This is a genomic window from Acinetobacter sp. HY1485 (assembly GCF_027568475.1).
GTDB lineage: Bacteria > Pseudomonadota > Gammaproteobacteria > Pseudomonadales > Moraxellaceae > Acinetobacter.
Window position 1 is genome coordinate 124,208 of record NZ_JANKZG010000002.1, and the last position, 23,273, is coordinate 147,480.

The 23,273-nt window shown below is 35.9% G+C and carries 24 protein-coding genes; 7 read left to right on the forward strand and 17 right to left on the reverse strand.

Annotated features, from left to right (window positions below; translation table 11 throughout):
• Positions 1 to 12: 12 nt before the first annotated feature.
• From trmD to ispH, 16 genes are all read right to left on the reverse strand, one after another.
• A complete protein-coding gene (gene trmD / locus PCI70_RS02490) occupies positions 13 to 753 on the reverse strand; it encodes a tRNA (guanosine(37)-N1)-methyltransferase TrmD (RefSeq protein WP_269913776.1) in 741 nt (246 codons plus the stop codon).
• Positions 754 to 768: 15 nt separating this feature from the next.
• Positions 769 to 1,317: a ribosome maturation factor RimM gene (gene rimM, locus PCI70_RS02495; protein WP_269913777.1), complete on the reverse strand. Its 549-nt coding sequence runs from the start codon at positions 1,315 to 1,317 to the stop codon at positions 769 to 771.
• Between the two features lie 16 nt (positions 1,318 to 1,333).
• Positions 1,334 to 1,591 (reverse strand): 30S ribosomal protein S16, encoded by a 258-nt coding sequence (gene rpsP / locus PCI70_RS02500; protein ID WP_269913778.1) that lies wholly within the window; start codon positions 1,589 to 1,591, stop codon positions 1,334 to 1,336.
• A gap of 119 nt (positions 1,592 to 1,710) precedes the next feature.
• Complete coding sequence (locus PCI70_RS02505) at positions 1,711 to 2,130, reverse strand: type IV pilin protein (RefSeq protein WP_269913779.1); 420 nt, start codon at positions 2,128 to 2,130, stop codon at positions 1,711 to 1,713.
• Positions 2,131 to 2,574: a type IV pilin protein gene (locus PCI70_RS02510; protein WP_269913780.1), complete on the reverse strand. Its 444-nt coding sequence runs from the start codon at positions 2,572 to 2,574 to the stop codon at positions 2,131 to 2,133.
• Between the two features lie 12 nt (positions 2,575 to 2,586).
• Complete coding sequence (locus tag PCI70_RS02515; RefSeq protein ID WP_269913781.1) at positions 2,587 to 6,135, reverse strand: pilus assembly protein PilY; 3,549 nt, start codon at positions 6,133 to 6,135, stop codon at positions 2,587 to 2,589.
• Positions 6,136 to 6,313: 178 nt separating this feature from the next.
• Entirely contained in the window at positions 6,314 to 7,084 is a 771-nt protein-coding gene (locus PCI70_RS02520; RefSeq protein ID WP_269913782.1) for a pilus assembly PilX family protein, read from the reverse strand.
• The gene (locus tag PCI70_RS02525) at positions 7,084 to 7,968 is read right to left on the reverse strand and encodes a prepilin-type N-terminal cleavage/methylation domain-containing protein (RefSeq protein ID WP_269913783.1); all 885 of its coding nucleotides are present in this window, start codon (positions 7,966 to 7,968) and stop codon (positions 7,084 to 7,086) included. The genes PCI70_RS02520 and PCI70_RS02525 overlap by 1 nt, the downstream gene beginning before the upstream one ends.
• Positions 7,968 to 8,492 (reverse strand): type IV pilus modification protein PilV, encoded by a 525-nt coding sequence (gene pilV, locus PCI70_RS02530; RefSeq protein WP_269913784.1) that lies wholly within the window; start codon positions 8,490 to 8,492, stop codon positions 7,968 to 7,970. The genes PCI70_RS02525 and pilV (PCI70_RS02530) overlap by 1 nt, the downstream gene beginning before the upstream one ends.
• Positions 8,489 to 8,782, reverse strand: coding sequence for a hypothetical protein (locus tag PCI70_RS02535; RefSeq protein ID WP_269913785.1), 294 nt, complete (start codon positions 8,780 to 8,782; stop codon positions 8,489 to 8,491). Before PCI70_RS02535 ends, pilV (PCI70_RS02530) begins: the two co-directional genes overlap by 4 nt.
• A gap of 265 nt (positions 8,783 to 9,047) precedes the next feature.
• Positions 9,048 to 12,647, reverse strand: coding sequence for a PilC/PilY family type IV pilus protein (locus tag PCI70_RS02540; protein WP_269913786.1), 3,600 nt, complete (start codon positions 12,645 to 12,647; stop codon positions 9,048 to 9,050).
• A gap of 44 nt (positions 12,648 to 12,691) precedes the next feature.
• The gene (locus PCI70_RS02545) at positions 12,692 to 13,426 is read right to left on the reverse strand and encodes a hypothetical protein (RefSeq protein ID WP_269913787.1); all 735 of its coding nucleotides are present in this window, start codon (positions 13,424 to 13,426) and stop codon (positions 12,692 to 12,694) included.
• Between the two features lie 12 nt (positions 13,427 to 13,438).
• Complete coding sequence (locus tag PCI70_RS02550) at positions 13,439 to 14,179, reverse strand: PilW family protein (protein WP_269913788.1); 741 nt, start codon at positions 14,177 to 14,179, stop codon at positions 13,439 to 13,441.
• Positions 14,179 to 14,673 carry a type IV pilus modification protein PilV gene (pilV, locus tag PCI70_RS02555; protein WP_269913789.1) on the reverse strand — a complete coding sequence of 165 codons (495 nt, stop codon included), beginning with the start codon at positions 14,671 to 14,673 and terminating at the stop codon, positions 14,179 to 14,181. The genes PCI70_RS02550 and pilV (PCI70_RS02555) overlap by 1 nt, the downstream gene beginning before the upstream one ends.
• A gap of 24 nt (positions 14,674 to 14,697) precedes the next feature.
• Positions 14,698 to 15,114 carry a GspH/FimT family pseudopilin gene (locus tag PCI70_RS02560; RefSeq protein WP_269913790.1) on the reverse strand — a complete coding sequence of 139 codons (417 nt, stop codon included), beginning with the start codon at positions 15,112 to 15,114 and terminating at the stop codon, positions 14,698 to 14,700.
• Between the two features lie 124 nt (positions 15,115 to 15,238).
• Entirely contained in the window at positions 15,239 to 16,189 is a 951-nt protein-coding gene (gene ispH, locus PCI70_RS02565) for a 4-hydroxy-3-methylbut-2-enyl diphosphate reductase (RefSeq protein WP_269913791.1), read from the reverse strand.
• A gap of 90 nt (positions 16,190 to 16,279) precedes the next feature.
• Here ispH and gmk point away from each other — a divergent pair, with 90 nt between their 5' ends.
• The 6 genes from gmk to bfr all read left to right on the forward strand — a co-directional run bounded on the left by gmk (position 16,280) and on the right by bfr (position 20,783).
• The gene (gene gmk, locus PCI70_RS02570) at positions 16,280 to 16,894 is read left to right on the forward strand and encodes a guanylate kinase (protein ID WP_269913792.1); all 615 of its coding nucleotides are present in this window, start codon (positions 16,280 to 16,282) and stop codon (positions 16,892 to 16,894) included.
• A gap of 77 nt (positions 16,895 to 16,971) precedes the next feature.
• Complete coding sequence (rpoZ, locus tag PCI70_RS02575) at positions 16,972 to 17,250, forward strand: DNA-directed RNA polymerase subunit omega (RefSeq protein WP_269913793.1); 279 nt, start codon at positions 16,972 to 16,974, stop codon at positions 17,248 to 17,250.
• 187 nt (positions 17,251 to 17,437) lie between these two features.
• The gene (locus PCI70_RS02580) at positions 17,438 to 19,522 is read left to right on the forward strand and encodes a RelA/SpoT family protein (protein ID WP_269913794.1); all 2,085 of its coding nucleotides are present in this window, start codon (positions 17,438 to 17,440) and stop codon (positions 19,520 to 19,522) included.
• A 13-nt stretch (positions 19,523 to 19,535) separates the two neighbouring features.
• Positions 19,536 to 19,913 (forward strand): RidA family protein, encoded by a 378-nt coding sequence (locus PCI70_RS02585; RefSeq protein ID WP_269913795.1) that lies wholly within the window; start codon positions 19,536 to 19,538, stop codon positions 19,911 to 19,913.
• Positions 19,914 to 20,026: 113 nt separating this feature from the next.
• On the forward strand, positions 20,027 to 20,221 hold the full coding sequence (locus PCI70_RS02590) for a bacterioferritin-associated ferredoxin (protein ID WP_269913796.1): 195 nt from the start codon (positions 20,027 to 20,029) through the stop codon (positions 20,219 to 20,221).
• A gap of 88 nt (positions 20,222 to 20,309) precedes the next feature.
• Positions 20,310 to 20,783 (forward strand): heteropolymeric bacterioferritin subunit Bfr, encoded by a 474-nt coding sequence (bfr, locus tag PCI70_RS02595; RefSeq protein WP_269913797.1) that lies wholly within the window; start codon positions 20,310 to 20,312, stop codon positions 20,781 to 20,783.
• Positions 20,784 to 20,787: 4 nt separating this feature from the next.
• Here the strand turns inward: bfr and PCI70_RS02600 are convergent, their stop codons facing one another.
• The gene (locus PCI70_RS02600) at positions 20,788 to 22,437 is read right to left on the reverse strand and encodes a PglL family O-oligosaccharyltransferase (RefSeq protein WP_269913798.1); all 1,650 of its coding nucleotides are present in this window, start codon (positions 22,435 to 22,437) and stop codon (positions 20,788 to 20,790) included.
• 121 nt (positions 22,438 to 22,558) lie between these two features.
• Between PCI70_RS02600 and PCI70_RS02605 the strand changes: the two genes are divergently transcribed.
• A complete protein-coding gene (locus PCI70_RS02605) occupies positions 22,559 to 23,242 on the forward strand; it encodes an META domain-containing protein (protein ID WP_269913799.1) in 684 nt (227 codons plus the stop codon).
• The last annotated feature ends 31 nt before the right edge of the window (positions 23,243 to 23,273 follow it).

A 23,273-nucleotide genomic window follows, 5' to 3' on the forward strand; every position in this document is an offset into this window, starting at 1 on the left:
TAAGTAAAGAGCCTATCTGTTTAAATCTTTTAGCCATTTTTCTTGCTGTTTAGTCAATGTAGCTTGTTCAACCAACTCTGGTCGACGTGCAAGCGTACGTTGATAACGCTGCAAAAAACGCCATTTCTCAATATTGGCATGATGTCCCGATTTTAAAATTTCAGGCACATCCAACCCTTCAAAATGGTCAGGCTTTGTATATTGTGGGCAGTCTAATAAACCATCCACAAAAGAATCTTGCTGTGCTGATTGTTCATCAGACATCGTATTCGGCAAACGACGAATAATACTGTCTAATAACACCATTGCAGGTAATTCCCCGCCTGATAAAACGTAATCGCCTATTGACCACTCTTGATCCACATAGGTTTGAATTAAACGCTCATCAATGCCCTCATAACGTCCACACAATACAATTAACCCGTCGTAATTAACAAAGTTTTGTACTGCAGGCTCATTCAAAGTTTTCCCTTGAGGTGACATATACACCACAGGTACTTGAGTACACCCTGCTTGCAAAGCAAGTTTTTTAGCATGTTGGATTGCTTTTGCCAAAGGCTCAGCCATCATTACCATACCAGGACCACCACCAAATGGACGTTCATCCACTCTTTTGTAGTTTCCCTCAGCAAAGTCTCGTGGATTAATACAATTTACTTGTACTATGTCACGCTTTGCCGCACGCCCGCTAATTCCGTAGGCTGTAATCGCTTCAAACATTTCAGGAAAAAGCGTAATAACTGCAAAAAACATCGCAGAGTCCTTTACCTAAAAGTCTACGCCCCAATTTACGTAGATACGACCAGCTTCTAAATCAACGCGTTGTACCACATCTTTATGCCATGGAATCATTCGCTCTTCAGAGTCAATGCTGTTTGGTGTTGCGCGAACCACCATCACATCATTAGCACCTGTTTCAAACAACTCATGGATTTTACCAAGATTTACTTCTTGTTCAGATTCATCTAGACCTAACACTGTTAAACCTTTTAAATCTGACCAGTAAAACTCGTCCACACCTGCTTGAGGAAGTTGCGATTTTGAAATCCAAATATTAGCGCCAACTAAATTTTCCGCTGCTGTGCGATCTATTGCACCTTTTAGCGAAACAACTAAGCCTTTGCCATGCGGTTTCCAACGTTTTACATCTGCAATTTGCCAACCTGTTTTGGTTTCAATATACCAAGGTAGATAGTCAAATATGTTGCTCATTGGTTCTGTATTGGAATAAACCCAGAGCCACCCATTCAGTCCATAAGCTGAACGTAGCTGTCCAATCTGGATACGATCTTCAGGCACATTCTGTGTTGGTGTCATGGGTTACCTACTACGATTATGCAGCAGCTACAGCTTTTTTAGCTTGAGCAGCTAAAGAAGCAACACGTTCAGACGGTTGAGCACCTTGAGCAACCCAGTGTGCATAACGGTCTGCGTCTAAACGGATTTTTTCCGCTTGACCTTGTGCAGTTGGGTTAAAGAAACCAATACGTTCGATGAAACGACCATCACGTGCATTGCGGCTATCAGTTACCACAACTTGGTAGAACGGACGTTTTTTAGCACCACCGCGTGCTAGACGAATTACGACCATGTTAATACTCTCACATGTTAGAAAAACTTTTTAAATTCGGTTGAACCTAAAAAGGCGGATATTTTACGATATATTCGCCTTAAGGGAAAGATCAAAATTTGAGTTGTAGAAAATTAGTTTTAATTATCCCAAGTTGATGTTGCAGATACAGGGCACGTTGTTGCACCTTTACTCCAACATTTTTGCCCTTCATCGTTTAACACAACTATTCCATTACCGTTTTGGCTATTTTGAGGTGTAGCAGTTAATGTATAGTCTGTATTATTGTTACCAACAGCTAATGCAATAGCATAGTAGGTTGTACCTTGAGTAGGAAAGTTAGCATCGCCACCCACACCCTCTAAAGTTGCATTTGCATAACTATGATTCACTGTTTTATATTTTTGTAACTCTCCAGCAAGACGCAATAATTCCGCCTGTACATCTGCGCGATGTGTGCGAATTATATATTCTTGATAAGATGGATAAGCAATTGCAGCAAGTATTCCAATAATTGCAACTGTGATCATAAGTTCTATCAGTGTAAAACCATTTTTCATTTACCAACTCTCCGAACCTGTACCACAACCTGAATATGTCACATTCGCAGCAGTTGTATTTTTACAACGCACACCTGTACTTGTTAATAATAATGTAAAGTTTTTAGGGTCAGTCGTTGTTGCTTGGATTGCCCATGTTCTCCCCAATGCATTAGCATCACTTAACGAAACATTATTAGCCAATGGATCAACAATCGTAATAGTATAAGGAAATGTAGAGTTCGCTGCTACGGTTGATGAGGCTGTAGGAAAATTTAAATAATTAAAGTTACGTGCTTTATACCGCTCTAACAATACAGAAAGACGTTGTATTTCTTGCATTGCTTCTGACATATGCGTACGTCGTATATATTCTTGGTAACTTGGAATCGCAATCGCTGCAATAATTGCAACAATTACGACAACGATCATAAGTTCTATCAGTGTAAATCCTCGAGATTGCATTCTTATTTCCTATTATTTCATTGTCTCATACCAACGCTTAGAGACTAATTCTAAATTTGATGTATAAGATTTAGAATCACCTTGTGCTCCTCCGCCCTTGCCTGTAGAGGTTATAAGAACTCGAGTTGTACCATCTGAATCTGTAGAACCAACACTCGGCGCCACAATACCGGCACCAATTGCTACATGAGATAAAAATTTTGAGCTTGAACCAGAGCTTGAACAAACACCATAAGGCATACAAAATTGAGTAGTGTAAGTTTGACCCTTAACACCAGAGCCACAATTTCCAGAAGATCCATCTTTACTGCCATCAAATGTAGTTACATATAAGTCTGAATCTAGTACTGTCGGCGTTGCATTAATTAGTTTTTCATCTTGAATTGAAGAGGAAGCAAAAACATAATACCAACCAGCATAATTTGCATACGGTGCAAAGGATGTTGTGTTTGTATTTGATGAAAGTTTTCCTAATTTATTTAATACAACATCTTGGGTATTTAAATTGCCTTTACTATAATCTAAAGTATACGCAGAATTGCTTATGGTAAATAATGAAGTAAGTGCTACATCTTTATCGTAAATATTATAAATTGCATCATTTTTATAATTAGTATCAGACGTATTAAATAATGGCGAGCTTTTGTTACCACTTCCTATACTAAGTACGCCAAATTTTGCTCCATTTTCACTATAAGTTGAAAATGCAGGTGTTTCATAAAAGCGTGGGCTATATTTACCATTATTTAAATTTAAAAGTCTCACAGGTGTTTTTGAAAATAGTGATGTATCCGTAGTAGAGGTCAAGCTGTTATTTAAATCTACTCGCCAAACCTGTCCACCTAAATCACCAAAATATAAATGATCAATTAGACCGTCCGAGTTACGATCTACCGTTTTAATTTCACTTACCACGCTATATTGCATATTGTTTGAAGTCGTGTACTGTACACCAGATGTTGTATTTGTACTTGTTGCATTAGCACCTGCCCACCAAAGTAAATCACCTGTTTGAGCATCAAACATATAAACGCCAGAGCCTATCTTGTTGTTCTGTGAATATTCATCTTCATAGCCTGAAAATGCAGTGCGCTCACCTGTTGTAGAACTAAATGAACCATCTCCATTGTCGCCACCTGCATCATATCCTCCTCCTACAAACATTACTAGGCGTTTAGCTCCTTTCCATTTCACCCAACCAATACTTGGTTTTGACCAACTCTGTCCCATAAAAGCAAGTTCTTTATAGACTTTTTTAGTGTTTGTACAGACTTGAGATTCGCTATTACAAAATACAGTTTTAGTATTAGGGTCAATATGAAACGCGATCTGAGGCTTGCTAATATCTTGAAGATTTAAAGCATAATAGCTACGTCCTCCCATACGTAATCCACCATATACCATTTGCATTCCACTAGCAGATGAACCAGCAATATCTGATGTTCCTACGGTTAAAGAACCATCTGCTTTTACAACGTAATTTGTATAAGACGTCCAAGCGCCATCTATACCGTAATACAGTGGTTGATAGGTTGAACTACTAAAACCATGAGTAGCCGTATTTGTTAAAAATGCACTTTTTTGGTTTGTAATCAATTCATTTGGAACAAACGCAAAATCTTCTAAACCATTTTTCGCATTTACTACAGATAAAACACCTTGAGTTGTTCCAAATAAAATATGGTCATCACGATTCGATGTTGTCGTAACACCATTCGTTGTTGTAATTTTACCTGATTGAGTCAGTAAGATTGGTGTAGAGTGCATAACAGCACCAACTTGTCTTAACGAGGCAAGACTTGACAGTTGGCTAATACTTGTTGGCAATGTACTTGTATTACTTGGATCAGTAATACTATATCCAAGTAAAGAAAGTAAATAACCACGATCAGTATCTGTTGTATTTGTTACGTAGTTAGCGCCGATTTGATTAAGTTTAGTATCGGTCTTTATCCCCGAAGTATTGCGATTTGTTAATAGCTTACGATTAGCAATGTCTGACGTTGTACCAATAGGTAAAACACCTTTTACACCACCTGTTTCTTTTAAGGCTGTTTCAGCATTTTGCGACCAGATATCATAATTAGTTACATAAGTACCTGTACTATCTACAATATCGTTATTTTGGATATCTTTAATATAACCATCTACTACATTATATTTTTTTAAGTTACCTGCCCACAACTGATAAATCTCTGCAGGTGTAGGTTGAAATTGTGCTGAATAAGCATAATTTTGTACTACACTTGGATTAAGTGCATCTGTCGGAATATAAGATGCACCCGTTGTTACTGCTGGAATATCTGTCGTTAAATTTGTAATAAAGTTATTAACACTTTTAACTACATCTTCAGAACTACTACCAGAATACCAACCACCACCTCCATAGACACCTAATTTAGCTGCATTTTTTACATTTTCATCTGCAGAAGATGAGTTAATATTTTCAATATTTTTTGTCTGTGTTAAAGCACGATCATAAGATGTAATGCCATTAAAACTACTTCCAAAACCTACTACTGCTGTTTTAATATCCAGACCAAGTGGATTCATTTTATTAGTAGTTGTAGAACCAGAAACTGTTCGATTACGTAATAACTGTGAAAAATCTCCAATACAAGACCAACCTGTCTCACTATCTCCTGATGCTAACAACCCGCCATTACATGTTAAATTATTACTATATGTGCTTGTTAATGCTGTTTGCATTAATCCTTTGGCAATTGAGGTACTAGAAACATTCGGTTCACCATCTGTTAGTACATAGATGCCTTGTCCACTACATTGCGTCGAATTTGTACTTAATGGTGACATATAAGCATTTTGGGCAGTATTTTTTGTCTCTGATGCAGAATAAGGAAAACCACTGTAAGGGTTGACACCAATATAATAGTTACCAGCTAAATTATTTAAGGTTGTACTCGTCCCTTTAGTATGACTAGAAGTATTAGAAAATCCAGTATACCAAGAGTTACCAGAAGGACTCCATGTTGTACATGTTGAGTTATTCCACTCTAAGCATATTTTATAGTATCCACTATATCTAGAACTACTAGCTACAAAATATGCTTGTAAATCATTTCGTTCTGCTGTAGTTGTTCCCAACATATATGAACCAACCTCAGTATAAGATTGTGCTGTTGGTGTGTTCGTTGTAGCAGAGAAAGTTTTTACTTTGTTTAAAATAGCTTGTCGTTGCGTTATTCCTGTACTTAAGACTGTGCTCAAAGCACGTGCAGGTACTAGTACGGCCCCAGTATTATGATATGTAGTATCATAAACACCCAAACTAGCCAATCCAATAACTTTTTCATCTGATAGAGCAGCAATACTTTTTTCAGTATTACCATTTAATAAGTCAAATACACCATCTTTCAAACGATCTATACGTGAATAGCAGTAATAATTTGAGCCCGATAAAGTACATTGTTCTTTAATATCATTGCTTGCTGTTCTACTTGCTATTTTGCAGTAGCTTCGAGTATATCCTCCAGATGCAGTATCTGTTCCAGATGAGCAACTTGATAAATTATAGTCTGTTTTAATACTAGATGTACCCATACTTCCGGATATATCCAATAACAGCATGAGTGTAGTTGAACCTGCTGTTGCTTTCTTATAAATTTCAATATCACTTGCATTTGATACGGTAGTCGCTAAACCTAATATCAGTACAACCTGTCCAAAATGATAACTTTTTCTTTTTACTTTATTTAATAAATTCATCATCATTTTATCCTTAACTTGTACCTTTAAGATTTTGTACTAAATTGTATTCAGATATATGTGCTATAAAAGGTACGCTCAAATCATTAAGACACTTTACAACACTACTACTTGCACTAGCTGTGGCTACTACACCTGCTGGTACCTCAGGACTATTCATATGTGTGGACAAACAATTATAAATATCTGATTTAGATGCTGCAGATAGTTGAGGCATAAATGAAACGGCATGAACAATTACTTTTTCTGCTTCAACTACCTTTCCTGAAGTAGCATCAGTACCCTCTGGCATACCACCAAAAGGTACATCATCTGAACTACTTGTCGTTGCAAACTGTACAGAGATTTGTGTCATAACAGCTTGTCGACCACTTGTATAATCATTTGTGCTACTTGTTGGATTACAATATCCAGCAACGCCAATTTCCTTACCATTTGGTGCACTTGCACCATTTTCCCATTTCATAATACTGGCATTAGTTAGCGTAAATAAATTTTCGTTTTTACCCTTATAGCAAAATACAATTTCTTTACCTTTATTATTTGCTGTCCGGATATAACCAAACATCCCACTTCCTGTCAGTTCAGCTTTAAGCTTATTAACATCTTCTACACTAAATACAGCCACATCTGAATTTTGGAACATCAATTGTTGTGCCTGTGCACCGGTTGCAATATCAAGAGAAACAATACTATAACGTATAGCTAAAGCTCCAATTACAGTCATAAAGAGTAAAATTATCAGTACAATAAATAAAGTTGCACCCCTTTGAGATTGTATCATTACCGATCTCCTAACCCATTACGAACGGCTACTGTCTGTAAAATTACCTCTCTTAAACTTTTATTATTATTAGATTGAATTGTGCTATTCAAAGTGACTGATTGGTCTAATACAGAAAATGGCTGCGCAAGATTAATAGTCGCATCAGAACCTAATGTTTGTGATGATCGAGCTAAAATGCCTAATTTCACACCTAAAATTCTTGGATGAGAAGTATCAGCAATATAATCTTTAATCGTAATATCTCTAAGATTTCCCGCACTATTTTCTACAACTAAAAGAACATGGAAGTAATCCACTCGCTTCATTACAATTTGTCCGCTATTTTGCTCAAAACTTGCAAGGTTATTTGAGCGTCCTGCAGCGCACGCTAACGCTAATGCGGTATCTGTATTTTCATTTGTTGCAACAGCTGCATCTCTACGTACAAAATACTTTTGTAAAACAATCGTAGATGTACTCGTTATTTGAGTTCCTTCACAATCAAATAGGCCCTCATCCACTTGCGTTTGTGTCGGTCTATACTGAATAACGAGTTGATCACTTCCTATATTTACATTTGATGTATTACTAACAGTACTAGCACTTATTGGTGTTTGAGATGTTGCACCTGTTATATTGTTTTTTGATAAGACAATTCCACTATTAGCGGTATTACTATTCATAGTTGCCGTTGAATTATCAAGATTTGCCATTCGAATATCTTTTGTAATGTAATTAAGTGCAAAATTTGCATTTTCTTGGATATCACCTGAACCTTTTTGTAAAGCAAGACTCTTTTGTCCAGATAAAAATAACATCATTGCTGCTGCAACAATAATAAGCCCTAAAACTAGTGAAATCATTAGCTCTACTAGCGTAAACCCCTGTTGAGTAGATGTCATTAATAGGTCTCCATCACAACACAAGTTGAATCGTCATTATAGCTAAAACTATTAGCTGTACTTTTTGTACACGCAATATTCCCTGTTGTTGTAGGTGTATTATTAGTTGGATCAGTTTTATCCCATGCAATATAAATACATTGACGACCATTTGAAGTTGATGGACAGGTTTGCATTTGTATACGCATTCCTAAACGACTTGCTTCTACATAAGTTTGGTGAATATCAAATTGTGCTTTTGTCGCGGGGGAACAATAGTTTGTATAACATTCATATGAAGTTGTTATCTGTGTCGATTGACTTTGTAGATTTGTCTTATAACTTTCAATGGCAGTTGTACTATTATTAATACGTATTTTTTCTGATAAATCTCTAGCTAAACTAATTGCCTGTACACGGTTTGTAGCCTCAGCTGTTGCTGTAACTGCCCGATACTGCAAAGTCACAAAACCTAAAACCCCCACTGCAAGTAGAAAAATTACAACTAAAATTTCAATTAAACCTACACCCTTTTGTTTTATCATGCAGTGTAGCCCTCTGTACTTTCAATTACTTCTCGTTGATCTAAAGAGCGTATTGAAATTTCATCAGAAAAAGGTAGATTATGATTGGCAAAGCAAAGTCTTAGTTGCTTTATAAAAGATATAAGCAAAAAAAGAATGACATAAAATGTATTTTTAATAATCAAAAGAACAGCTATGTTGATAATTTTCACGTATTTTTCTTGATAAAGAAAAAGTAAAAATTCTTCAAAAGTTTTTTTTTGCAGTATCTTTTTTAAAAAAACGATTGGAATACTAAAAATTATTTTCATAATATTATTATTCTTTTATGACTATATGTTAGCTGTAAATATAAAGTAGAAAGGAGATTAAATCTGGTCATACTTTGTTTTTTAAAATACATAATACTACCCCAAAAAAGCAAAATAATATAAAAATCACATTTAAAATATGATTAAGGAGAAAATAATAAATTTAAATTTTAGCCGTATTTTATTATTAAATACAATAGAAGCTGATGTAAATTTATAAGTCAAAGAAGAAAGTGAAATAACTCACTTTCTCTTATCACGCTATTTATTCTTCATACCACTGCGTGCTTGTAAATGACAATGTTGTACGTTGCTTTGCCAATAAATTAGAAGATGAACTTGGCAAAACAGGAGCTAATATGTTATTGCCATCTGCATCTTTATAGCCGCCCATTACTAAGGATTGTACACCAACACCAACAACTGTTGCGTTTTGGGTATACACCCCACCATAGCTACAGTCAGAACCATAAGGTAAACAATATGTTTTAACATGTGTTTTACCTTTAATGCCCGCTTTACAAGTCGTATGTGTCCCAGCATCCATAGTGTCATAATAGGTAGTATAAAGTGTATTATTTAGTGCTTCATAATTTTGTAATACTTTATTTTGAGTTATTGATGTATTCCCAAGATTATCATACCAACCTAATGCGTTGTCTAATTTTATATTATCAGCAAAACTTGTAGAGCCAATTTTTAATAAGCCAGTTAAATTAAGATTTTTAGTGGTAAGTTGTTCTAATGTCTTATTAAACAGTGCTGCCTTAGTGATGTCTTTGTCAAAGATTGCATATACTTTATCAGTTGTTGCTTTTTCATCAGTAATATAACGTGCAGGTGAACTCACATCTCCAGAACCAATACTCACTACTGCGTGATATATGCCATCAATTTTAGTCACTGTAAACGTTGGCATTGTATAAAAACGAGGAGCTACCTTATTACTTTCTTGAAAAGATGCCAATGTAACAACATTAGGTACGGCAATATTAGGAGTACTGTCTTTTCCTGAACTTGAATTATCAATATCCACGCGGAATAGTTGTCCACCTAAATCACCAAAATACAGATTGTCTATAAATCCATCTGAATCACGATCAATCGCTTTGATTTGACTAACTACACTATATTTTAAATCAGTAACAATTTTACTTTTGTTATCTTTGCCATCTGCAACACTACTTGCCCACCATAATAACTCACCTGCTTCAACAGAATTAGATGACTCTGCGGCAAAAATATATACCCCATTTCCTTTCGATGTTGTTGGATTATAATTTGGATCATCATAAGCACTATCATATCCCCCACCCACAATCATCACCAACTGCTCTTTACCCTTCCACTTAATTTTACCAATGGTTGGTTTAGACCAGCTTCCTCCCATTTCAGGGCGACCCGCAGTTTGAAACATAAATTTAGGTTTAATCCCATCAGAATTATCTGATAAATCTAATCCGTAGTAACTACCACCACCACGGCGCATTCCGCCATAAGCATATAAAGTAGAAGCACGTACGTGATTAAGCGACTCAGATGTGTACGATGTATAAACTGTCCATGGAGCATCTAACCCTTCATAATTGGGAAGACTAGTTTGATTTGCTTTTGCAACAAATGATTTTTTTTGATCATTGACAATATCTTGAGGTAAGAATGCGAGTACTTCTTTACCGTTATCTGCATTTACAATCTGTATAAGACCCTGTTTTGTACCAAATAACAGATAATCTAATCTGTCGCTATAGCTGCCATCTGAAAAACTCGCTTGTGTTGTAAAAAATACAGGTTTTGAATAAATACTTGCACCCATTTGCTGTAAATCACTCGCTGTACTTAAGTCATAATCCCCTGTAATTGGAACATTATAACCAAGCAAATTAAGCAAATATCTGTTATCTGTTGTATCCTTATCTTTAAGCTGATCTACATCTAATTTTTTTAATTCAGAATTATCTTGTAAGTAAATACTACGATTCTTTTTGATAGGTAAATGAGACAATGCACCACCTGTAAAAGGATCTGCCGTATCATCAGTACCAGACGTATTCCAATAATCTTGTGTACTATTAAAAATACCGTCATCGTCAAAAACTTTTTGATTGTTCTTATCTTTATAAATATTATCCACAATCATATATTTTTTAATGTTACCTAACCATAAACCTACCCCTGCACCTCCTGTGCCATTTACGTCTGGTTTAAACATTGTAAAATAAACTTGGCTCATTTTTTGTGTGGTATTGAGTGTATCCACAGATGTACTTGCAAGCCCAACCGATATAGTCAGATTGTCAGTCAGCTTTTCAAGAAATTTTTGGGCAGCATTACTCAAATCATATTCACTTACAACAGGATATAATCCTCCCTCGCCAAAGCCACTACCATAATTACCTAAGTAACAAGCATTTTTAATATCCTGTACCTCTTCGGGTTTAATGGTATAAGTTTGCGGAGTTGTTGTTCCGTAAGGTGTATATGGAAATGAACCTGCTTTAATTGACTTACAGTCATAATATGTTTTTCCGTCCTTAATTATAGATTTATCACTTTCTAAATAAGGCATGAAGTTTTTACCAAACCCAGCAACTGCCAATTTAATATTCTGATCTTTTGCACGTAACTGCTTGGCAAATTTTGCCATACACGTCCAGCCATAGTCGGCATTTACATTTTTTCCTGAATCGCTCTCATTTAATCGTAACCAATGTAATTTTTTTGTAGCAACAATCGGTGCTTGATCATCATCGCAAGTAAAGCTTTGATCATTTAAAGCATTACGCATCATTTGTTGTGCAACATCGCGTGGTGTTTCAGATGGTATGCCATTAGTGACTAAGAATATGCCATTTGTATTGCATTGCCCTGTCTCATCAATAGGTGATTTGTATTTAGAGCCTGTTTTTGCATCACTATTAGATTCAGCAAAACCACTATAAGTATAAGGACCTTCTGTATTGCCATTTGGTGAATAGTTTTGATCTGTAATTGCAAAAGCTTCTACAATTTTTGCCCAGTCAGGATCTGTCGGAATTGGACTTGTACCATCAGTATTTAACGTCGTTGTTCCAAGCATATAAGCACCCGATTCTGCTAAAGCACTTGCAATTGGAGCGGCACCGCCACTTTCCATGGCTGTAACAGCAACACGTTCCTTATAACGTTGGCTATTATCTAATGCTTTAGCAGGTAGCAGAATTTTTGCTGAAATATCATTACCACTAATGTGTCCATAGCCTGCCAACTTTGCTACTCGGCTATAAAAGCTTTGATAACCGGGATAAAACTGAGGATATGTTTCTTTACTTACCCCATCTGCATATTTGTTTGGTTCAGCTATAATATTGTTAATAGTATCCTGCCAACCTTTTTTATCAGTTGTATAGTCATTGGCATATTGCGCATTGGAGTGCGTAGAAAATTGTCCTAAGCCCATAACAATATCAGAAGAGACATCATTAGACCCAAGTAAACGTGACATAGCGAGCTTCATACGGTCCATACGGCTATAACCAGCACCATCTACAATTTCACTGTCTTTAAGATCGTGATCTAATAATTTGCAATAAGGAAAGTTCTGAGCAAATGTAGAACGCTCAATCACTGTTTTTAGATTATTTTCTTCTTTTTCTAAAAGTACTTGTTTGGAATAATATTTATCTAGATTTAACCGCAACATTGCAGCAAGGCTCGCCCCATTACAACTTGTTGGATAATCTTGTGCAATAGAACGCTTTGCTGTATTTCCATCATCATCCATGGCAGAGGAGCTTTCCAACATCATTAATAATGTTTTTTTACCCTGAGTTGGTTTGGTATAAATTTCTGTTTCATTAGAAGCGTAACTTGTTGCACAAGCCATTAATATACATAAACTAATGATATTTTTTTTAAATTTATTTGGCATTATTGCGTACTCGTTAAACTATTTTCTTGCTTATAATCAGAAACTTGTGAGCTGTAAGGGATGCGATAAAATTTCAAACAATCTACAACTGTATTTGCACCTAAACTATCATCAAAATTTGCAGGATAATTACTCAAACATTCAGGAATATGATCTGAATTAGATGCAAGTGCAGGAATAACTGAAATAACATGAATACGTACAGACACAGGTTTAGATACCGATTCGCTATCTGTACCATCTGTAAAACCTGCAAAAATATTTTGCGCTGTCGACTTTAAATAGACCTGAGTCATTACTGCGTTACGACCACTTGTAAATTGATTGTTACAAAATCCTTTTATTAGTTTTTGTGTTGCAATTAAATTGGTATTTGGATTTGTACCTACAACTACATTTGTATTCACACCCACCTGTTGTGGATCAAAAGAACTTGTCATATTTTGGTCATAACAAAAAGTAACTTCATGACCTATGTTGCTATCTTGAGTGGTGTATCCGACTAAACCAAATACACTGGCATTATAAATTTGCTCAGTCGTAGTTAAATTATTAAGTCTTAATAAATATGCTTCAGAACTTTGAAAAGTTAGATCTTGTGCTTGTTCACTTGTTGCAATTTTTAAAGAACCTACACTCTTTCTAACCGCAACCGTACAAACTATTAACACCAGAAGCAATACAATTAGTACAACGATTAATGTTGCTCCTCGCTGTGTATTTATTTTCATCATAACTTCCCCAAGTTACTGCCGTAATGCAATTGTTTGTACAAAAAGTTGCTTTAAATTATGTGTAGCTATTTGTCTTAACTGTATATTTTGATCAATAACATTTACAATATTTGTATTATTAAGATAGGTTGCCCCTTGTATTGCACTATCAGAATGTAAGATAACACCCATTTGTAGACCAACAATTGCCTCGCCATTAACACCTGCCAAGTTTGTTTTTCTAAAATTTGAATTATTATCTTGAGTAATCAGAACAACATGAAAATAATCAACATTAGGTACAATTTGCGTCCCGGCGGATAATTGATTATTTAAAGTTGATTGACAAAAAATTCCGCCATTTTGTACAAAGTAACGCTCTCTAACATTATCATTTGCATTCAAAATACGACCATCACATGTCATCAATTGTGATCCATCACCATTTTGATTATGTGCTCGATTGGCATCAAACCGATCTTGGCTTACAGTATAAGTAATTGTAATTTCGTCATTATTTACATTTGAAGTTGTAGATTCTGTTGTACTTAACGAATGGGCAACGATACCCCCATTAGAAGCAATCAAACGAAACTTATGAATAATATAATTTAGACCTGTTCCGCCGTTTTTTTCTATTTCTGAATTTGCTTTTTGTGCACTATAAGTTTGAGAAGTTGATAAAAAAATCATCAGGCTTGCAGCAGTAAGCAATAATCCCAAGACAAGTGCTACCATAAGCTCTACTAAAGTATAACCGCGTTGAGGTTGCATTACATTACCTCCATGACAATACATGTAGAGCCAGCACGGTAATGAAAAGTATTTCCTACCGTTTCGGTACAGCTTGACGCTCCCATATTTGTTGTATCCGTTTTATCCCAAGCAACATAAATGCATCTTCTTTGGTTAGGTGTATTTGGACATTCATTCACTGCAACTTGCATACCTAAATTCGCAGCATAAGCCTGACTCTCACTTAAATCAAAACGTGCCTTTTGTATATCGGTACATGTTTCCGTATTACAATTTTTTGATGATGTATCTGTCGTTTGCTGTGTGTAAATTTTAATTGCATTTTTAGAACCATTAATTCTTATCTTTTCTGCAATATCACGTGCGATTTCGCTGGCAATAACGCGACTAGATGCTTCATTACCTGCTTCTGCTGCCCGATACTGCAATGCAACAAATCCCAAAACTGCTATTGATACCAATAAAAGTGCAACTAAAACTTCTACTAGCCCAACCCCTTGTTGGCTCTTCATTCCACTTACTCATTAACATTTTTTTTATGAAACTGTAATATTTCCTAAAGGCGAAACTGTAATTCTTTTCGACTTATTTGAATTTGTTAAAACAATAACGACATTGATGTTAGGTGTACCTACTCGTGTATAGGTAATTTGATTAATAGGTTTATTATTAGATGTATCTGTAATGGTGCCAATAACTGTATCATTAGGCGATGTCCAGCTGATATTTGGTGCTGTCGCCGCAGAATTTAATCCTACTATATAGTTTTGATGTGTAAGCACAGCTTCGCTTCGTGCTTCTTCTAAAGTTGTGACTAAAGATTCCGTACTTGCATTTAACCTTTGATTTTGCATCATGGTTGTAAAAGAGGGGGCTGCTATTGTTGCAATGATTGCTAAAATTGCAATCGTCACCATAAGTTCAACTAATGTAAAACCTTTGACTGACTGCATTTCAACTTACCCCAAACCACATTTTATCTTGTTAAGAATTATAATTTTATAGTACATAAAAGCAATAAAAAAAGGACAAAAAGTAGCAAAAAACAGATGAACTTCACCTGTTTTTTGTTTTTTATTAAGCCTGAGTGACTGGAATTCTCAATTCTTTAGGTAAACTAAACGTAATATTTTCTTCACGCCCTGCTAACTCTTGGGGGATTGTTGCACCCCACTCTTGCAAGCGTTGTATTACTTGTTTAATTAAAATTTCAGGTGCAGAAGCACCCGCTGTTACCCCAATTTTACTATTAGAGCTAAACCATTGTTTTTGTAACTGATCGGCATTGTCTACTAAATATGCAGATTTTTGCATACGCTCGGCAAGCTCACGTAAACGATTTGAATTTGAAGAATTTGGTGACCCTACGACTAGCACAACATCTGCTTGAGTTGCTAAATCACGTACAGCATCTTGACGGTTTTGAGTGGCATAGCAAATATCATCTTTACGTGGCCCTTCAATTTTAGGGAACTTTTCACGTAATGCTTCAATTACTTTGGCAGTATCATCAATAGAAAGGGTGGTTTGCGTTACAAACGCCACATGTTCAGGGTCTGTCACCTGTAAATTTAAAACATCTTGCTCATCTTCAACTAAATAAATCTTACCACCATAAGATGTATCATATTGCCCCATTGTTCCTTCTACTTCGGGGTGTCCATGATGTCCAATCAAAATAGCTTCACGTCCTTCGCGCGCATATTTGGTTACTTCAATGTGAACTTTAGTGACTAAAGGACAAGTAGCATCAAATACTTTTAACTTACGGCGTGCAGCTTCATTTTGTACCGCTTTAGACACCCCATGCGCACTAAAAATAACAATATTATCATCAGGTACTTCATCCAGTTCTTCTACAAAAATTGCACCACGTTGACGCAAATCATCGACTACGAATTTATTATGCACAACCTCATGACGCACATAGATTGGATGTTCAAAACATTCAAGTGCACGGTTCACAATCGCAATGGCACGATCGACGCCAGCACAAAAACCTCGTGGATTTGCCAATACAATTTCCATAAATTCCTCGGTTGAACAAAATAAAGTATTCAGTTTAGATGCGCGGTACTTTAAAATAGAGAAGATATTTTAACATATCAGGAAAATATCATGTCGGGTCTATTGTTTGTCGTTTCTGCTGCATCAGGAACAGGCAAAACTTCTTTAGTTAAAGCCCTGCTCGAACGTGTGACTAATCTTCATGTTTCTGTGTCACATACCACGCGTGGACAGCGTACAGGTGAATTAGACGGCGTTCATTATCATTTTACCACTAAAGAGAACTTTCTTGCACAAGTACAAGAAAACGGTTTTATTGAATATGCCGAAGTGTTTGGAAATTATTACGGCACATCACAAAAAACGGTAAAAGAACAGCTCGCTCAAGGACATGATGTTTTACTTGAAATTGATTGGCAAGGTGCCCAACAAGTTCGTAAACTGTTCCCAGAATCAAAACAAATTTTTATTTTACCGCCAAGCCAATACGATTTACGTCAGCGTTTATCAAACCGTGGTACAGACTCGGTTGAAGTGATTGAGCACCGTTTAAGCTGTGCAATTGAAGATATGCAACAATATGTAAACTTTGATTATGTCATTATCAACGATGACTTTAATAAAGCATTACATGATTTAGAATCTGTAATTCATGCAAATCGCCTGCGTATTAGACAACAAGCAGCACGTCATGAGGCATTAATTCAAGATTTGTTACGTCCGTGATTAAAACTTGAGTCTGTGCTTAAAGCATTTTATACTGCACAGTCTAGTTAAATTTAACTTATTTTAAGAGATTTGTTATGGCACGCGTAACTGTTGAAGATTGTTTAGACCATGTAGACAACCGTTTTGAATTGGTTCTTGTGGCAAGTAAACGTGCGCGCCAATTATCACGCCAAGGTATGGAACCTACTGTTGAGTGGGATAATGACAAACCAACCGTTGTTGCGCTACGTGAAATTGCAGAAGGTCATGTGAATAAAGACATTTTGAAACAGCGTGATCAAGATTATCAAACATCTAATCTTGATATGGCACTTTCTGCAAACAACTTGAATTTAGATGGTTTTTCTTTCTAAATTTAAGTTTAAAAAAAGCCTAGTCTGTTGCTAGGCTTTTTTTTGTTCAACTTAAACCCAATATTGGTTTAAAAGATCATCCTTATTGAAATTTTCTTACTTTTTTTTAACAGAAAATTTGACAATAACTTTAGAATGCTTTTCATTAGAGTAATAATATTCTGTCATTCAACGTAAAGGTGTTTATATGCCAGGTGAAGTTGTCAGCCAAGCGAAACAACAGTTAAAAATGATTATTGACGTTTATTTAAATGAAATAGACGTTGAACGTGTGCTGGCTGCCTGCGATTTTGCCGATCTTGCACATGATGGGATCACCCGTAAAAGTGGTGAACCTTACATTTTGCATCCTATTTCTGTCACTTGTATTTTGGCACACATGCGTTTAGATGCCGAAACACTTATGGCTGCACTTTTACATGACGTCATTGAAGATACCGACTTTACCAAAGAACAAATTACAGAACAATTTGGTAAAACCGTTGCAGAATTGGTTGATGGCGTAACTAAACTGACCCACTCAAGTGACAAAGAATTTAACAAAGCTGCTTCTTTTCGTAAAATCTTTCAGGCAACCTTACAAGATCCACGTGTCATTATTATTAAATTAGCTGACCGCTACCATAATATGACTACGTTAGAATCACTACGCCCAGAAAAACGCGCACGTATTGCACAAGAAACGTTTGATGTATTTGTCCCTATGGCACGTATCGTAGGTATGAATGAAATGGCAGATAATCTAGAACATCTTTGCTATCAAAATCTTGATTTAGACTTATTCAATAAAGTTCAAACCGCATTACAACAAACCCGTGCTCAGCGATGTGAATATCAACAAGTCTGGGAAAAAAAACTCCATCAACTGTTACAAGATCATCATATTCAAGGTCGCATTAAAAAGAAAAATAATAATATTGAACTCCTCCGCCATTTCTTAAAAAACAAAATCAACTTAGAAGAACTTACCCGCAGCCATAACTTTAATATCATTTTGACCTCCATTGCCGACTGCGATCGCTTAGTTGATATCTTACAAGAAGGGTTTCAAGTTTTACGTTTTAAAGACAACATTCGTCGTCCATTACCAGGTGGCAATCAGTCCTTAAAAGTAAAGCTCAAAGGAGATGAAACGACACTGTCTTTGACTATTCAAACAGAATTAATGCGTAAGGCTGCACGTTTAGGGGTAGTGCTTGGCGATAATGCACCACAAGCCTGTCGTTCAGCTATTCAAGCATCTATGAAAAACTTGAATACCCTTATGGACAATGAGTGTGCTAAAACGACATTTAATGAGTTACTAGATTATCTACATCAAGAAAAAATTTGGGTGTATACCCCTCATGGACAGCTACACGAACTACCACAAGGCGCAACTGCAGTAGATTTTGCCTATTCAGCAAGCCTCTTTTTAGGTAATCATGCTATTGGGGTAAAAATCGATAATGAACATAAACCACTTTCAACCCCTTTAGTAAGTGGTCAAGTGATTGAAGTCATTACAGACAAGATGGCAACGCCAAACCCTGATTGGCTGAGTTTTGTGAATACACAAAAAGCGCGACGTGCCATTCAAAATTTATTACGTGAACAATCTGTTGAACAGCAACGAGTTATTGGTCGTCAAGCATTAGATCGTGCCTTTAGTCTTTTTAATATTTCTACAGAAGATTTAAATACAGAAGATTGGCAAAATATTTTACAGTGGCGTCATATAGAAGATCAAAATTCACTATACGAACAAGTAGCGGTAGGTGATTTATTACCTCAACTTGTGGCAAACCATGTCTTTAACACCAATACACCTGAAGAAGAACACCGTCTTATTCATGGTACAGAAGGGATTGACGTTAAATATGCAGGTTGCTGTCATCCTGTTTTAGATGACCCAATTCAAGGACATCTCTCTAGACGTGGATTGATTGTTCATCGTACGCGTTGCCATAATTTATTACATGAACAAAATCTGCATCCTGAAAGCATTATGCCTTTAACATGGAATGATGATGAAAACTCAGATGCAAATTTTACCGCGTATTTATGTGTACATATGCATTTAGACGATGAGCAAATTTCAGAACTCATTTACGAGTGCCGTAAAGCCAAAATTGGTGTAGAGATGGTACAACCACATGATGGCAAAACCTACGTTAATATTGTCGTTCATAATCGTCAAGAAATTGCACAAACGATTCGTGATTTACGTATGAAATTTGGTTTTCCAAGAATCTTACGTTTAAAAACCCCTGTCATTATGGAAAAAGAATAAAGAGGAATACATTATGTCACGCCAAGTGATTCATACAGACTTAGCGCCTGCTGCAATTGGGACATACTCTCAAGCCATTACTGTTAATAATACAGTTTATCTATCAGGACAGATTGGATTAAACCCAAAAACTATGGAACTTGTAGAAGGCATTGAGGCACAAATTCGTCAAGTATTTGACAATGTAAAAGCTGTTTGTGAAGCATCTGGTGGTTCTTTAGCACACATTGCCAAACTCAATATTTTCTTAACAGACCTATCGCACTTTCAACTTGTAAATCAAATTATGGGTGAGTATTTTTCTCAGCCATATCCTGCCCGTGCTGCTTTAGGAGTTGCAAGTTTACCTAAAGGTGCTTTAGTGGAAATGGATGGAATTGTTGTTTTATAAATAGACCACCTTCGGGTGGTTTTTTCGATTAGACTTAACAAAAATCTCGTTGACAAATGATAATAATTATCACTAATATCTTTATTATATTTTAGCTAATCCGAGCCATACCTATGTACGTATGTTTATGCCGTGGAATAACTGATCAAGATATTAAAGATGCCGTTACAGGTGGTGCAGAAAGTTTTCGTGAAATTCGCGAACAGCTTGATCTTGCCACATGTTGTGGGCGTTGTGCCCCTGAAGCACGTAATATTATTAATGAAGAATTAGCACTTATTGCAGCAAAAATTTCTGTGGCTGCGTAATTAATTGTCATTTGCTGTTCTATAAATTTCTCGCATCAAGATAAAGAGTTGTTTAACATACGCATATTGATTTTTGCGGAGTTTTACAATGAAAGGCAATCGTGATGTTATTCAACACTTGAATCAGGCACTTTACCACCACCTTACAGCCATTAATCAATACTTCTTACATTCAAGAATGTTTAATGATTGGGGCATTGAAAAATTAGGGTCTTTGGAATACAAAGAATCTATCCGCCAAATGAAACATGCTGATAAAGTAATTGAGCGTATTTTATTTTTAGAAGGCTTACCTAACTTACAACATTTAGGCAAACTTTATATTGGTCAGCATACTCAAGAAGTACTGCAATGTGATGTACGCAAAGTCAAAGAAAATATCGAAACTATTCAGCATGCGGTTGCTGTATGTGAAACCCATCAAGATTATGTATCACGCGATTTGCTTAAAAAGATTTTGCATTCAGAAGAAGAATATTTAGATTGGGCTGATACACAGCTTGACCTTATTCAAACTGTATCTATCGAAAATTATATTCAAGAAAACATGCAAAAAGACTAAGCTGTCATTTGACAGCTTCATCAATTAAATTTCCATCTTTATCGCGCTTTTTAAGCAGATTTTCGTAAAAATGGTTTAAGTTGTATAACGCTTTGATTTGAAAGAGTTGTTCTTTTGCCAATGTTTCATTGCCGTTATACGCTTGTAATTGCGCATATTTAAATAAATCGTAATGCGATGGTGTGGTTTGTACTACATGTTCAAAACGTTGCATCTGTTGCACATCTAAATGACTAAAACGATTAAGTGCATACCACTGCGCACGTTCAGAAAACTGATCAAGTACTAAAATTTTTGTCTTATCTACGAGCCCTTGATCTGACTTCTCTTTTGCATCAAACAATGTATTTACAGACACAATATAATCACGCCAAATTAAGCCATATAACAAAATACTACTTACCAAAATAACCGTAGTAACACCACTTTTTAGCGTTCCATAACGTTGATTTGGAATATAACTTTGAATAAATCCAAGTAAAAAGCCCACAGGAAGTAAAAAATAAGCATAATTTTGTGGAAATTCGAGCATCATATGCAATAAAACACCGACCACCATTAAGGTTGCAATCACTGTTTCTTTGCTTTTTACCACCTGATTTAAGCGATAAATCCAATAACTTAAATAAGTAATAATTGCGCCGCCTAAAATAACGCCATTCCAAACTAAAAGCTCTAATACAAGATTATGTGCACTATTAGTACGTTCGGGGTGGATATAAAATTTTGCAGCATCAAGTTGAGCAACACTAGTTTGGTTCCATCCATATCCCCACCAAGGCTGTTCATTGATGGCATATAACATTTGCGTCCAAATACCCAACCTTGAGTGGCTAGAATTGGCACGCGCCACAATATTACTCATCTCTGTATGGGCAAACCCAAACTGATACAAAAATTGATTTAAATATGGCACAACGAGTAAACATAAAATATAAACTAGAGCCCACATCACTACGGTTAATTTTCTTAAACGGTAATCATCGTAACGATGCTTTAAAAGTAAATAACCTGTTAGAATAAAACATGCAATCCATGGCGTACGTGACTGACTCAATGCAATGGTAAATAGTAAAATAAAAGCGCCACCTGCTAGTGCCCATGTTTTTAATAATCGTTTTTCAAATAAGTAAAATGCGCCCATTAAACTCATGAGCAAAAATGTTGCCATATTATTGGGTTGGGCAAAATTGGCGTAAGGTCGGTTACCTCTTAATGGCATTAAACCCATTACATGTTTTTCAAGTTGTAGCCACTGTAATAAAGCAATGATTGCTGTTGCAAGTCCCGCAAAAAATACAACTAAAGAAAAATAATTAAGAATTCGACCGCGCTCAAAATCTTTTGCAAGATTAACTCCCAATAGAGTAACCATACCAAAAGCAAATAAATACAAACTCGCTAAAAGCGCTTTACCAAAATAAAACTCTAAGCCAAAACACCACTGTACTAAAGGAATAAGACAAACGACTCCCCAAAACCACTGCATTTTAGGAATGAGTAAACTTTTATCTAAATATAGTGCAAGTAAACACATTGCACTTGCAAAAGTGAGTAGTTCACTTGAAAAGGTGAGCCACGGTGTATAATGATCGGGTGACAACCATGCCAAAATAAGTAAGGCACTTGCCATGAGTAAAAGCAAACGTTGCATAGCTGCTTGAGGCGCAAAAATAAAGCGACATTATAGGCTATTAAAAATACATCGTTACAACAATACGTATTAATTTAACTTTTATAATCTAATAGCACTCAAATGATAGAGATTTAAATTAATGAACAAAAAATTATTGATGATTGCATGTCTGCCTATTTTTTTACCTGCTTGTCAGCACATTATGCCTATGCCTAAATCCAATTCTAATGCTCATGTTTTATCAACTTATCAATGGCAAAATAGCCAACAAAATATTACGCTTAACTTTGATCAAAAACAGCACCTACATATTGAAACAGGATGTAATGCACAAAACACATCTTGGAACTTAACAGATCAAACACTCCAAACATCGCGTTTGATGTCAACTATGAAAATGTGCTCACCTGAAAAAATGCAACAAGAACGTTTTGCACAACAATTGTTTGATAACACTGCTTTAAAGATCAATATCGATCAGTCTAATCAAAATGCGCCTCAGCTCACATTAACCAATCAAGCGGGGCAAACTTTTAAATTTGCAGGGCAAATTACCCCTGAAGCACAATATAATAGCCAACCCACAATGGTCTTTTTTGAAGTTTCGCCTCAATCACAAGGCAATGCTTTACAAGTACGAGAAATCAAATATAACGATGCTGGGTTAAAAACTCAAACTGATAAAAACTGGCGTACAGTTACTATTAAAGGATTTTCGCCTGTCTCCAATACACGCAATATTATTCGAGTAAAGGGTTTTAATTTAAATACTGCACAACCTGTTTATATTTATGATATGACGGTTGAACAAGAAACTCTCTAAAATAAAAAAGGCTCAATTCTTGAGAACTGAG